This is a genomic window from Mesorhizobium sp. M1329, from assembly GCF_040318035.1.
Classification (GTDB): domain Bacteria; phylum Pseudomonadota; class Alphaproteobacteria; order Rhizobiales; family Rhizobiaceae; genus Mesorhizobium.
Window position 1 is genome coordinate 75388 of the sequence record NZ_JAMYLN010000005.1, and the last position, 12410, is coordinate 87797.

Genomic DNA, 12410 nt, shown 5'->3' on the forward strand with positions numbered 1-12410 from the left:
CTGAGCGGAAAGATGGGGCACCAGCCACTTGCCAAACAGTTCAAACTTTATCCTGGTATCGATACTGCTATAATAGCGCCGATGGATTCCACCACGCACTCCGCCGAAGACAGCCGCCGCCGCGAGCTTGGCGCCTTCCTGCGCTCGCGGCGCGAAAGGCTGACGCCTTCGGCCACCGGCATCTCGACGGGGTTGCGCCGGCGCACGCCCGGGCTGCGGCGCGAGGAGGTGGCGATGATCGCCGGCGTCGGTACGACCTGGTACACCTGGCTGGAGCAAGGTCGTGACGTTCGGCCGTCGGTGGAAGTGCTGACCGCACTCAGCCGGGCGCTGCGCCTGGACGCGGCCGAGCAGCGGCATCTGTTCATCCTTGCCGGCCGACCGCAGCCGGAGCGTCGCGTCGACGCGCCGGAAAAGGTCGATAGTCCGTTGCTGCACATGCTGCAGAGCCTGGTCCTGCAGCCGGCCTATGTCCTTGGGCGGCGCTGGGATGTGCTGGCCTGGAACTCTGCCGCGGCAGCCGTGTTCGGCGACTATGGTTTGCTGGAGGGCGATTCCCGTAACATCGTCCACATGGTTTTCACCAGCCCGCAGCATCGGCGCCTGCTCGTCGACTGGGAGGAACTGGCGCGTGCCGTGCTGGCGTCATTCCGGGCAGAAAGCGCCAGATATGTCGGCGATCCGGATTTCGAGCGGCTGATCGCGCTGATGACGCGCTCGAGCCCGGAGTTTCGCGCCTGGTGGCCGTTGCGCGACGTGGCCCGCAACCTATCGGGAGTGAAGCATGTCCGGCACCCGATAGCGGGCGCCATGGCTTTCGAGCATATGAGCCTGTCGATCGACGACGGCTCGGATATGAAGCTGATCGTCTACACGCCGCTCGCCGAGCAGAACTCGATCGCCAAGCTCGAACAGCTGCTGGAGACGCTTCCGGCCGAGCGGCGCAGCGCGTGAACCCTATCTTTGTTTGACCATGATCTTGTCCGAAAACCGGCTTCCACTTTTCGGGATCATGGTCGTCAGCCTTTCGGCTTCAGCCCGTCGATGAACAGTTGCTCGAGAAACCTTGCGGCATCCTCGAAGCGGCCGTCGCCACCGCGGTCGGGGCCGAGCACGGCGCGGACCTGGACGTCGAAATCGGCATAATGCTGCGTCGTCGCCCAGATCGAGAAGATCAGGTGCCAGGGGTCGGTGCGGGCAATCTTACCGGCGCGCATCCAGCCCTTGATGACATTGGCTTTCTCGTCGACCAGCGTCTTCAACTCGCCTTCCAGCATCGGCATGATGCGCGGCGCGCCCTGCAGGATCTCGTTGGCGAACAGCCGGCTCTCGCGCGGGAAATCGCGCGCCATTTCGAGCTTGCGCCGGATGTAGCTGCGCAGTTCGGTCAAGGGGTCGCCGATATCGTCGAGTTCGCGCAGCGGCGCCAGCCAGGTGTCGAGAAGCCGCTGCATCAGCGTCTTGTGGATGTCCTCCTTGCGGCGGAAATAATAGAGCAGGTTCGGCTTCGACATGCCGGCGGCTTCGGCGATCTGGTCGATGGTCGAGCCGCGAAAACCATTGGTCGAAAAGACTTCGAGCGCCGCTTCGAGGATGAGCTCGCGCTTTTCCAGCTGGATGCGGGTGCGGCGAGGAGTGGAGCTTTCGACCGCTCCCGTCACCTCGAAAAACCTTCGCTGCGAGGAGCGTCTGGACCAATTCTCTGGACCAGTTTTTCTCCGCCCTGTGGAGCGCACTTCGAAAGCCGCATTTCCGCTAGTAATCCCTTGACCGCTGATAGAGCGGTGCTAACGTTTGTCCAACCGGTCAAAAATTTGCGTAGCACGAAAACACAGCAAAGACCAAGTGTTGGAAAGACCAGGCGTTAGCCGCACCGAAACAGGTTACAAGGGGAAGTCTTGGTCATGTCCAACCGGCTGAAAGTCACGCCGAACGATCTCAGTGCATTCTGGATGCCGTTCACGGCAAACCGGCAGTTCAAGCAGGCGCCGCGCATGATGGTGTCGGCCAAGGACATGCATTACACGACCAGCGACGGGCGCAAGGTTCTCGACGGCACCGCCGGCCTGTGGTGTGTCAATGCCGGCCACTGCCGCCCAAAGATCACCGAGGCGATCCAGAGCCAGGCGGCCGAGCTCGACTATGCGCCGGCGTTCCAGATGGGCCACCCGATCGTGTTCGAGCTGGCGAACCGGCTGGTCGATATCGCGCCGAAGGGCATGGACCATGTGTTCTTCACCAATTCCGGATCGGAATCGGTCGAGACCGCGCTGAAGATGGCGATCGCCTATCACCGCGTAAAAGGCGAGGGTTCGCGCACCCGTCTGATCGGCCGCGAACGCGGCTATCACGGCGTCAATTTCGGCGGCATCTCGGTCGGCGGCATCGTCACCAACCGCAAGATGTTCGGCACACTGCTCGGCGGCGTCGATCACATGCCACACACGCATCTGCCGGAAAAGAACTCCTTCACCAAGGGCGTGCCCGAGCATGGCGCGGAACTGGCGAACGAGCTGGAGCGCATCGTCGCACTGCACGACGCCTCGACCATCGCCGCCGTCATCGTCGAGCCGGTTGCCGGTTCCACCGGCGTCATCCTGCCGCCGAAGGGCTATCTGCAGAAGCTGCGCGAGATCTGCACCAAGCACGGCATTCTTCTGATTTTCGATGAGGTCATCACCGGTTTCGGCCGTCTCGGTACGCCGTTTGCCGCCGACTATTTCGGCGTCACGCCGGATATCATGACCACGGCGAAGGGCGTCTCCAACGGCGTCATCCCGATGGGCGCGGTGTTCGTGAAGAAGGAAATCCACGACGCCTTCATGACCGGGCCCGAGCACATGATCGAGTTCTTCCACGGCTACACCTATTCAGGCAATCCGATCGCCTGCGCGGCGGCGCTGGGCACGCTCGACACCTACAAGGAAGAGGGGCTGCTGACGCGCGGCGAGGAACTGGCGCCGTACTGGGAGGACGCGCTGCACTCGCTGAAGGGCGAGCCGAACGTCATCGACATCCGCAACATCGGCCTGATCGGTGCAATCGAGCTGGCGCCGATCGCCGGCCAGCCGACGAAGCGGGCTTTCTCGGCCTTTGTCAAGGCGTTCGAGCGCGGTGCATTGATCCGCACCACCGGCGACATCATCGCGCTGTCGCCGCCGCTGATCATCACCAAAGGCCAGATCAACGAATTGATCGACCATGTGCGCGAAGTGCTGAGGGCGGTGGATTGAACCAGGCGCAGCTTTCCCTCCCCCTCGAGGGGAGGGTGGCCGCGAAGCGGCCGGGTGGGGTCGGTGCGGCAGCGCGCCAACCTGACCTTCGGCCGCGTAGGTGCCTGTGATGCCGCGGACCCGCGTGAGCTTCGAAATGCGCCAAAAGGCGCGCGCGCTTCGGGTTCATGCGACCAAAGGCGAATCGCTGCTTTGGTATGAACTGCGCGAATTGAAATCGGCCGGGATGAAATTCCGCCGCCAGTGTCCGATCGGGCCTTACATCGTCGACTTTACCTGCCTCGCGGTAAAGCTGGTCGTTGAAGTCGATGGTGATCTGCACGAACAGGAGAAGGGCAAACGGCACGACGCCGTCCGTGATGCCTATCTGCGATCGCTTGGGTTCGATATCTTTCGCGTCGATGAGCCCGATGTCATAAACAGCGCTTGGCATGTCGCACAGGTGGTCAAGGAGAAGGTCGCGCGCATGTCAGCCGACCCCACCCGACCGCTTCGCGGCCACCCTCCCCTCGAGGGGGAGGGGGACGCTGGCGTGCCGCAACCGATGAGGTTTTAGAATATGGCCGCCCCCGGCGAGAATCTGCGAATCAATTCAGACCGTTTGTGGGATTCGATAATGGAGATGGCGAAGATCGGCCCTGGCATTGCCGGCGGCAACAATCGCCAGACCGTTACCGACGAGGACGGCGAAGGGCGGCACCTGTTCAAGCGCTGGTGCGATGAGGCGGGGCTCGAAATGGGCGTCGACGAGATGGGCACGATGTTTGCCCGTCGCGAAGGCACCGATCCCAGCCTGCCGCCGGTCTATGTCGGCAGCCATCTCGACACCCAGCCGACCGGCGGCAAGTATGACGGCGTGCTCGGCGTGCTCGGCGGGCTGGAGGTCGTGCGCTCGCTAAACGATCTCGGCATCAAGACAAAGCACCCGATCGTCGTCACCAACTGGACCAACGAGGAAGGCGCGCGCTTTGCGCCGGCCATGATGGCGTCCGGCGTTTTCGCCGGCGTGCTCGATCAGGCCGACGTTTATTCGCATGTCGACAAGGACGGCAAGAAATTCGGCGAGGAGCTCGAACGGATCGGCTGGAAGGGGACCGAGAAAGTCGGCGAGCGCAAGATCCACGCCTTCTTCGAATTGCATATCGAGCAGGGCCCGATCCTCGAGGACGAGGGTATCGACATTGGTGTCGTCACCCATGGGCAAGGGTTGAAATGGCTGCAGGTGACGCTGACCGGCAAGGAGGCGCATACCGGTTCGACGCCGATGCCGAAGCGGCGCAATGCCGGGCTCGGCATGGCGCGGGTGATCGAATTGGTGCACGAGATCGCCATGGACTACCAACCCGACGCCGTCGGCGCGGTCGGCCATATGGAGGTCTATCCGAACTCGCGCAACATCATCGCCGGCCGCACCGTCTTCACCATCGACATCCGCTCGCCGGAAAAGAAGGTGCTGGACGCTATGGACGGCCGCATCCGCGAAGGCATCGACACGATCTGTGACGCGCTCGACATCAAATATCAAATCGATCAGGTCGGCCATTTCGACCCGGTCACCTTCGACGCGGGCTGCGTCAAGGCTGTGCGGGATGCGGCGGAGCGCCTGGGCTATACGCATCGCAATATCGTCTCCGGCGCCGGCCATGACGCCTGCTGGATCAACCGCGTCGCACCCACCGCAATGGTGATGTGCCCCTGCGTCGACGGTCTCAGCCACAACGAGGCCGAGGAAATCACCAAGGAATGGGCAGCGGCCGGCGCCGACGTGCTGTTCCACGCGGTGGTCGACACGGCGGTGATTGTCGAATGATGGGGTAGCTGCCGCCTCGCAACGCCGCTCGCAAGAAGCGCGAAGAGAATAAGGGAACAAGAAAATGTCCAAAGTCATCAAGAATGGCACGATCGTCACCGCCGACCGCACATGGAAGGCCGATGTGCTGATGCAGCACGGCAAGATCGTTGCCATCGGTTCGAACCTGCATGGCGACCATGAGTTCGACGCCAGCGGCTGCTATGTGATGCCGGGCGGCATCGACCCGCATACCCATCTCGAAATGCCGTTCATGGGCACCTATTCGGCCGACGATTTCGAGAGCGGTACACGCGCCGCCCTTGCCGGCGGCACGACGATGGTCGTCGATTTCTGTCTGCCGGCGCCGCAGCAGTCTCTGCTCGAGGCCCTGCAGATGTGGGACAACAAGACCTCGAAGGCGTCCTGCGACTATTCCTTCCACATGGCAATCACCTGGTGGGGCAAGCAGGTGTTCGACGAGATGGCCACCGTCGTCGACAGGGGCATTACCTCGTTCAAGCATTTCATGGCCTACAAGGGCGCGTTGATGGTCGACGACGACGAGCTTTATTCGTCGTTCCAGCGCTGCGCCGATCTTGGCGCGCTGCCGCTGGTCCATGCCGAGAATGGCGACGTGGTGGCGGCGCTGTCGCAAAAGCTGCTGGCGGCGGGCAACAGCGGCCCGGAGGGACACGCCTATTCGCGGCCGCCGGAAGTCGAAGGCGAGGCGACCAACCGCGCCATCATGATCGCCGACATGGCCGGCGTGCCGCTCTATGTCGTGCATGTCTCCTGCGAGCAGGCGCACGAAGCCATCCGCCGGGCGCGCCAGAAGGGCATGCGGGTATTCGGCGAGCCGCTGATCCAGCACCTGACGCTGGACGAGAGCGAATATTTCAACAAGGACTGGGACCATGCGGCGCGCCGCGTCATGAGCCCGCCCTTCCGCAACAAATTGCACCAGGATTCGCTGTGGGCCGGCCTGCAGGCCGGCTCGCTGCAAGTGGTGGCGACCGACCATTGTGCCTTCACCACCAAACAGAAGCGCAACGGCGTCGGCGACTTCACCAAGATTCCGAACGGCACGGGCGGGCTCGAAGATCGTTTGCCGGTGCTGTGGACGACCGGCGTCAAAACCGGCCGGCTGACGATGAACGAGTTCGTCGCGGTGACCTCGACCAACATCGCCAAGATCCTCAACATGTATCCGAAGAAGGGCGCCATCGTCGAAGGCGCGGACGCCGACATCCTCGTCTGGGACCCCAGCGCCAAGAAGAAGATTACGGCCAAGAAGCAGCAGTCGGTGATCGACTACAACGTCTTCGAAGGTTTTGAGGTAACCGGCCTGCCGCGCTTCGTCTTCTCGCGCGGCGAACTGTCGATCGAGGAAAACGAAGTGAAGGCAAAGCCCGGCCATGGCGAGTTCGTTGCTCGCGAGCCGAACGCGGCTGTTAACCGGGCACTGTCGACCTGGAAGGAGATTTCCGCGCCGCGCAAGGTGGAACGGACGGGCATCCCGGCGACGGGCGTTTGAGCTTGGTGAGCCAGACAGCGATTATCTCGATGGCCGCGGTGATCCTTGCCGCCGGGCCGGCGGCTGACGTCCTTGCCGGTTCCTTTGGCAATGAGGTCGGTTGCGCTGGTGTACGGCTCGGTTATCAGGACAGCGACGATTATGTTGTGCTGACCGCCGACGGCATCGAAACCTATGGCAGCGGCTGCCAGTTCGCACAGCGATTGACGACGGCGCCTGGCACCCTGTTGTTGAGCTCCACCTGTTTCGCCGAGGGCGAGGAGGGCACCACCACGGATGTCGTCAAGGTCATCAACAGAGGAGGGGACGGTTTCTTCGTGACCATTCCCGGCCTTGAGGAGATAGGGCCGCTGAAATCATGTTCGTGACGGTGCCGATGACGGCCGCTGCCTCGATGCCGGCCTCAGGCGACCAACCCGTCCAGTTCCGGCAGCAGGACGACGCTTTCCTGTTCGTTGGGGTCAGTGCGGGCAATGACCGCCGAGGCGGGGCTGTCGCTGAGATTGGCCGGCAGATGCGGGACGCCGGGGGGAATATAGAAAAGATCGCCGGCCTTGACCACGATATGCTGTTCGAGCCGGTCACCATACCAGGTATGGACCTCGCCGGAGAGCACATAGATCGCGGTTTCATGGTTTTCGTGCATATGCGCCTTGGCGCGGGCGCCCGGCGGCATGGTCAGCAGATGCATGCAGATGCCGGACGACCCGACTGTTTCGGCGGCGATACCGGCGAAATAGCTCAGGCCCTGCTTGCCTTCATAAGAGCTTTCAGGGCGGATAAGATGGCAAGTCGGTTTGGGCGACATCGGGGCAACTCCGGGCGTCTATCTGATGGGGTAAGGGCGAGTAGGACCGGGGCGAATAGAACCGGGGCGAGTAGGACTGGTCGAGTGGAAAACAACATCGGGGTAAAATCAATGGGCTTCCGGCCGCGGCAGTGGCCGGAAGCGACAGGCTTCGGCCGATGACGGGAGCATCGCCAGCCGTTGTTTCGGCAAGCAAGCTTGGCCTGACCTTCCAGACCAATGATGGTCCGGTGCAGGCGCTGTCGAATGTCGACCTGACCATCGGCAAGGGCGAATTCGTGTCCTTCATCGGGCCGTCCGGCTGCGGCAAGACGACGTTGCTGCGCGTCATCGCCGATCTGGAGAAGCCGACATCGGGAGCCATCTCCGTCAACGGCATGACGCCCGAGCAGGCGCGCCAGAGCCGCGCCTATGGCTATGTCTTCCAGGCGGCCGCACTTTATCCATGGCGCACGATCGAGCGCAATGTGGCCCTGCCGCTGGAGATCATGGGCCTGTCCAGGGCGGAGCAGGCGGCGCGCATCAAGCGAACCCTCGACCTCGTCAACCTCAGCGGCTTCGAGAAGAAATACCCCTGGCAGCTTTCGGGCGGCATGCAGCAGCGCGCCTCGATCGCGCGGGCGCTCGCCTTCGACGCCGACCTTTTGTTGATGGACGAACCTTTTGGCGCGCTCGACGAGATCGTGCGCGACCACCTCAACGAACAGCTGCTGGAGCTTTGGGAGCGGACCAACAAGACTATCTGCTTCGTCACCCATTCGATCCCCGAGGCGGTCTATCTGTCGACGCGCATTGTCGTCATGTCGCCTCGCCCGGGGCGTGTCAGCGATGTCATAGAATCGACGCTGCCGAAAAAGCGGCCGCTCGATATCCGCGAGACGCCGGAGTTCCTGGCCATCGCGGCACGCGTGCGCGACGGGCTGAGGGCGGGACACAGCTATGATGATTGAGGCGCAGGACAGGATTCCGGCTTCGCCTAACGACGAAGCGGCCACCCGCGCCTTCGTCATCCTAGGGCGGAGCCGCCGCGAAGCGGCGTGCGCAGACCCTAGGATCCATGCCGCGACGTCGGCCGAAGGGCGCAAACAGTCGAGAATAAGCGCCGGGCAAGCCACGGGCGCTGTTCCCTCCAGAGAGGGAGCAATGTTCCGCATCCTTGCGGAGCGGGAAGGTAACGGCATGGATCCTAGGGTCTGCGCCGCGTCGCTTCGCTCCTTGCTCCGCCCTAGGATGACGAAAGCGTGGTTGGCCGCGCTCTCGATATGCGCCGCTTCGCGGCTGCTCCGCCTTTGGAGGACGAAAGAAACGATTGCCGGGGCGAAAGTACGCGGCCTCCGCTTCGCTCCGGCCACCCTCTCCCCGCTGGGGAGAGGAGGGCGCGTATCCGGCGAGGCCTTCTAGATGGATTCCTTCCGTGACAAGCTCGTTCCGGTGACCTCGATCCTCCTGGGCGTGGTCGTCGTCTGGTACGTCATGGCGGTCATCCTCAACGCGCCGTTCCAGCGCGATCTCGACCGCCGCGCCAATCAGACGCCGGGCGTTGTGGAATTCATCGGCAAGACGCTGGCGCAGCCGAAGCCGACGCTGCCGGCGCCGCATCAGGTGGCGGTGAATTTCTTCGAAAACACCTTTTTGCGCAGTGTCACCTCAAGCCGGAGCCTGGTCTACAATGCCTGGGTAACGCTGTCGTCGACGCTGCTCGGCTTTGCCTTCGGCACAGCGCTCGGCATCGTCATCGCCGTCGGCATCGTGCATGTGGCGACGCTCGACCGCAGCCTGATGCCGTGGATCATCGCCTCGCAGACCATTCCGATCCTGGCGGTGGCGCCGATGATCATTGTCGTGCTGGCGGCGGTCGACATCACCGGGCTTATCCCGAAGGCGCTGATCTCGACCTATCTGTCGTTCTTCCCTGTGGCGGTTGGCATGGTGAAGGGGCTTCGCTCGCCCGAGCTCACCCATCTCGACCTGATGCACACCTATAATGCCAGCCCCTCGCAGACCTTCTGGAAATTGCGGGTGCCGGCTTCGGTGCCGTTCCTGTTCACCTCGATGAAGGTGGCTGTGGCCGCCAGCCTGGTTGGCGCCATCGTCGGCGAGCTGCCGACCGGTGCCGTCGCCGGCATCGGCGCCAAACTGCTCGCCGGCGCCTATTACAGCCAGACCATCGACATCTGGTCGGCTCTGGTTGCCGGCTCCGTGGTGGCGGCGCTGCTGGTTATGCTGGTCGGCATTGCCGGGCGCCTAGTCGACCGCGCCATGGGCGGGAGGCCGGCATGAGCTCGCTCCTGAGCCTTTCCTCAATCACCCCCCGATCCTGGCAAGGTTATGCCGCGCTTGTCCTGCTTGTCGGCGCGCTGCTTCTTTGGCCGCTCGTCAGTGCTACGCCCGGTTACGGCATGGCGACTACGGTTTTGATTTTCATTTTGCTGCTCGTGGCAATCGAGGCCGACAACTTTCCACCGATGATAGGGGTGGTGTTGCTGTTCCTTGGCGCGCATGGCGCAGCGTGGATGCTGCTCGCCGGCATAACCGGCAATGAGGGCAGCGCTCGCGCATCCTTCTATCTGCTGCTCGTCGCGGCGTGGTTTTTGGCCTGGCGCTGCGTAACGGTCTTGTCGTCGTTTCGCCCGATTTCGCGCTGGGCGTCAACCGCCCTGCGCCTGATCATACCGGCCATCTTCGGCGCCTGGATCCTGATCATCTGGGAAGCGGTGACGCGTGGTGCCGGCATTCCCTTCATCCTGTTGCCGCCGCCAAGCGCCATCGGTGCACGCATCGTCGGCTCGCTGCCGGTGCTGGGGGCCGATGTCAGGCAGACCATCTTCAAGGCGGTCATCTTCGGCTATGTGGTGGGCAGCGGCGCCGGCTTCCTCGTTGCCATCGCCGCCGACCGCGTGCCGTTCCTGCGGCGCGGGCTTCTGCCGATCGGCAATATGGTGTCGGCGCTGCCGATCATCGGTGTCGCGCCGATCATGGTCATGTGGTTCGGCTTCGACTGGCAGTCGAAGGCAGCGGTGGTCATCATCATGACCTTCTTCCCGATGCTGGTGAACACCGTCGCCGGGCTTGCCGCCTCCGGCCATATGGAGCGCGACCTGATGCGCACCTATGCCTCGAGCTACTGGCAGACGCTGTTCAAGCTGCGGCTGCCGGCGGCGGCACCCTTCATCTTCAATGCGTTGAAGATCAATTCGACGCTGGCGCTGATCGGCGCCATCGTCGCCGAGTTCTTCGGCACGCCGGTGGTCGGCATGGGATTCCGCATTTCGACGGAAGTCGGGCGGATGAACATCGACATGGTGTGGGCGGAAATCGCAGTTGCAGCACTTGCGGGTTCGGTCTTTTATGGCGTGGTCGCTCTTTTCGAGAGAGCAATCACGTTTTGGCATCCCTCTGTCCGTGGTGGATAGGGGCGGTGGGTTTAGGGCGCTAACTTCAGAGGGTAAAAACATGAAAAGACTTGTTGTTTCGATGCTGGCCGGCGCGATGTCGCTTGCCGCGTTCCAGGCGATGGCCGCAGACAAGGTGACGCTGCAGCTGAAATGGGTCACCCAGGCACAGTTCGCCGGCTATTATGTCGCCAAGGCCAAGGGTTTCTATGAAGCCGAGGGCCTCGACGTCGACATCAAGCCCGGCGGCCCGGACATTGCACCGGAGCAGGTTATTGCCGGCGGCGGCGCCGACGTCATCGTCGACTGGATGGGCGGTGCGCTGGCTGCGCGCGAGAAGGGCGTGCCGCTGGTCAACATCGCCCAGCCGTTCAAGAAGGCCGGCATGGAGCTGGTCTGCCCGAAGGACGGCCCGATCAAGACCGAAGCCGACTTCAAGGGCCACACTCTCGGCGTCTGGTTCTTCGGCAACGAGTATCCGTTCTATGCCTGGATGAACAAGCTTGGCCTCAAGACCGATGGCGGGCCGGACGGCGTCACCGTGCTCAAGCAGAGCTTTGACGTGCAGCCGCTGATCCAGAAGCAGGCGGATTGCATTTCGGTCATGACCTACAACGAATACTGGCAGCTCATCGACGCCGGCTACAAGCCGGAAGAGCTGACCGTCTTCAACTATTCCGCCATGGGCAATGATCTGCTCGAAGACGGGCTCTATGCATTGGAGGACAAGCTCAAGGATACGGCCTTCGAGGACAAGATGGTGCGTTTTGTGCGCGCTTCGATGAAGGGTTGGAAATACGCCGTCGACAATTCCGACGAGGCGGCCGGCATCGTCATGGACAATGGCGGCCAGGACGAGAACCACCAGAAGCGGATGATGGGCGAAGTCGCCAAGCTGATCGACAATGCCGATGGCAAGCTCGATCCGGCGACCTACGAGCGCACCGCCAAGGCGCTGCTTGACCAGAAGATCATCAGCAAGGAGCCTACCGGCGCCTACACGACGGCGATCACCGACAAGGCCATCAAATAGAGCTATCAAGCAGGCTCTGTTGGAAGACGAAAAGGGGCGGGCGACCGCCCCTTTTAGTGGGATGTAAAATGAACGTTACCGGCGGAAACATCCGCTCGCAAAATCGTTGTGCCAGTGCATCCGCCTCAAGGGTGTCACAACGGAGGTTTTCCATGCGCATCCAGTCCTTCACGCCGATGCTTTCGGCGCTGGCCATTTCTGCAGCCATCTTCTCTGCTTCACCGGCCTTGGCCGAAACTATAAAGATGACGGCGACGCTCGATGGTGCTCAACAGAACCCGCCCGTCACCACGAAGGGCAAGGGCACCGCCACGCTCAGGTTCAACACCGCCACCAAGAAACTTAGCTGGACCGTGAGATATTCCGGTCTCAGCGGACCGGCGAAGGCCGCACACATTCACGGCCCGGCGGCAAAGGGTGAAAACGCCGACCCGGTGGTGCCGTTCGAAGGCAAGCTGAAGAGCCCGATCAAGGGTTCGGCGACATTGACCGATGCCCAGGCCACCGACCTGGAGGCTGGCAAATATTACGTCAATATCCACACCGCGGCCCACGCCGACGGTGAGATCCGGGGTCAAATCGAGAAGGCGATGTAGCGCCGGTCATTCTGCCGATAGA

General features: G+C 62.6%; 13 protein-coding genes. 11 read left to right on the plus strand and 2 right to left on the minus strand.

Annotated features, from left to right (window positions below; genetic code table 11):
* Positions 1-81 precede the first annotated feature (81 nt).
* A complete protein-coding gene (locus NKH21_RS06650) occupies positions 82-954 on the plus strand; it encodes a helix-turn-helix transcriptional regulator (protein WP_352665956.1) in 873 nt (290 codons plus the stop codon).
* A 65-nt stretch (positions 955-1019) separates the two neighbouring features.
* Here NKH21_RS06650 and NKH21_RS06655 read toward each other — a convergent pair whose 3' ends face one another.
* Positions 1020-1661: a TetR family transcriptional regulator C-terminal domain-containing protein gene (locus NKH21_RS06655; RefSeq protein ID WP_352564406.1), complete on the minus strand. Its 642-nt coding sequence runs from the start codon at positions 1659-1661 to the stop codon at positions 1020-1022.
* 243 nt (positions 1662-1904) lie between these two features.
* Here NKH21_RS06655 and aptA point away from each other — a divergent pair, with 243 nt between their 5' ends.
* The 5 genes from aptA (at position 1905) to NKH21_RS06680 (ending at position 6927) form a co-directional block, all read left to right on the plus strand.
* Positions 1905-3233: an omega-aminotransferase AptA gene (gene aptA, locus NKH21_RS06660; RefSeq protein WP_352465212.1), complete on the plus strand. Its 1329-nt coding sequence runs from the start codon at positions 1905-1907 to the stop codon at positions 3231-3233.
* Positions 3234-3342: 109 nt separating this feature from the next.
* Positions 3343-3789 (plus strand): endonuclease domain-containing protein, encoded by a 447-nt coding sequence (locus NKH21_RS06665; RefSeq protein ID WP_352564410.1) that lies wholly within the window; start codon positions 3343-3345, stop codon positions 3787-3789.
* A 3-nt stretch (positions 3790-3792) separates the two neighbouring features.
* Positions 3793-5043, plus strand: a complete 1251-nt coding sequence (locus NKH21_RS06670; RefSeq protein WP_352564411.1) for a Zn-dependent hydrolase — start codon at positions 3793-3795, stop codon at positions 5041-5043.
* A 64-nt stretch (positions 5044-5107) separates the two neighbouring features.
* Entirely contained in the window at positions 5108-6559 is a 1452-nt protein-coding gene (hydA, locus tag NKH21_RS06675; RefSeq protein WP_352564413.1) for a dihydropyrimidinase, read from the plus strand.
* 5 nt (positions 6560-6564) lie between these two features.
* Positions 6565-6927 (plus strand): hypothetical protein, encoded by a 363-nt coding sequence (locus NKH21_RS06680; protein WP_352564415.1) that lies wholly within the window; start codon positions 6565-6567, stop codon positions 6925-6927.
* A gap of 35 nt (positions 6928-6962) precedes the next feature.
* Here the strand turns inward: NKH21_RS06680 and NKH21_RS06685 are convergent, their stop codons facing one another.
* Positions 6963-7367 carry a cupin domain-containing protein gene (locus NKH21_RS06685; RefSeq protein ID WP_023720850.1) on the minus strand — a complete coding sequence of 135 codons (405 nt, stop codon included), beginning with the start codon at positions 7365-7367 and terminating at the stop codon, positions 6963-6965.
* 158 nt (positions 7368-7525) lie between these two features.
* On the opposite strand from NKH21_RS06685, the gene NKH21_RS06690 reads away from it, so the two are divergent.
* From NKH21_RS06690 to NKH21_RS06710, 5 genes are all read left to right on the plus strand, one after another.
* Positions 7526-8317 carry an ABC transporter ATP-binding protein gene (locus NKH21_RS06690; RefSeq protein ID WP_352564417.1) on the plus strand — a complete coding sequence of 264 codons (792 nt, stop codon included), beginning with the start codon at positions 7526-7528 and terminating at the stop codon, positions 8315-8317.
* Positions 8318-8768: 451 nt separating this feature from the next.
* Positions 8769-9647: an ABC transporter permease gene (locus NKH21_RS06695; protein ID WP_352665955.1), complete on the plus strand. Its 879-nt coding sequence runs from the start codon at positions 8769-8771 to the stop codon at positions 9645-9647.
* On the plus strand, positions 9644-10780 hold the full coding sequence (locus NKH21_RS06700; protein WP_352564421.1) for an ABC transporter permease: 1137 nt from the start codon (positions 9644-9646) through the stop codon (positions 10778-10780). The genes NKH21_RS06695 and NKH21_RS06700 overlap by 4 nt, the downstream gene beginning before the upstream one ends.
* Before the next feature lie 40 nt (positions 10781-10820).
* Complete coding sequence (locus NKH21_RS06705; protein ID WP_352564423.1) at positions 10821-11792, plus strand: ABC transporter substrate-binding protein; 972 nt, start codon at positions 10821-10823, stop codon at positions 11790-11792.
* A 152-nt stretch (positions 11793-11944) separates the two neighbouring features.
* A complete protein-coding gene (locus NKH21_RS06710; RefSeq protein WP_352564540.1) occupies positions 11945-12388 on the plus strand; it encodes a CHRD domain-containing protein in 444 nt (147 codons plus the stop codon).
* The last annotated feature ends 22 nt before the right edge of the window (positions 12389-12410 follow it).

Coding starts and splice junctions, on each gene's coding strand:
- hydA (WP_352564413.1), top strand. CDS start 5,108: ATGTCCAAAGTCATCAAGAATGGCACGATCGTCACCGCCGACCGCACA.
- NKH21_RS06705 (WP_352564423.1), top strand. CDS start 10,821: ATGAAAAGACTTGTTGTTTCGATGCTGGCCGGCGCGATGTCGCTTGCC.
- NKH21_RS06700 (WP_352564421.1), top strand. CDS start 9,644: ATGAGCTCGCTCCTGAGCCTTTCCTCAATCACCCCCCGATCCTGGCAA.
- NKH21_RS06685 (WP_023720850.1), bottom strand. CDS start 7,367: ATGTCGCCCAAACCGACTTGCCATCTTATCCGCCCTGAAAGCTCTTAT.
- aptA (WP_352465212.1), top strand. CDS start 1,905: ATGTCCAACCGGCTGAAAGTCACGCCGAACGATCTCAGTGCATTCTGG.
- NKH21_RS06665 (WP_352564410.1), top strand. CDS start 3,343: ATGCCGCGGACCCGCGTGAGCTTCGAAATGCGCCAAAAGGCGCGCGCG.
- NKH21_RS06710 (WP_352564540.1), top strand. CDS start 11,945: ATGCGCATCCAGTCCTTCACGCCGATGCTTTCGGCGCTGGCCATTTCT.
- NKH21_RS06650 (WP_352665956.1), top strand. CDS start 82: ATGGATTCCACCACGCACTCCGCCGAAGACAGCCGCCGCCGCGAGCTT.
- NKH21_RS06670 (WP_352564411.1), top strand. CDS start 3,793: ATGGCCGCCCCCGGCGAGAATCTGCGAATCAATTCAGACCGTTTGTGG.
- NKH21_RS06695 (WP_352665955.1), top strand. CDS start 8,769: ATGGATTCCTTCCGTGACAAGCTCGTTCCGGTGACCTCGATCCTCCTG.
- NKH21_RS06690 (WP_352564417.1), top strand. CDS start 7,526: ATGACGGGAGCATCGCCAGCCGTTGTTTCGGCAAGCAAGCTTGGCCTG.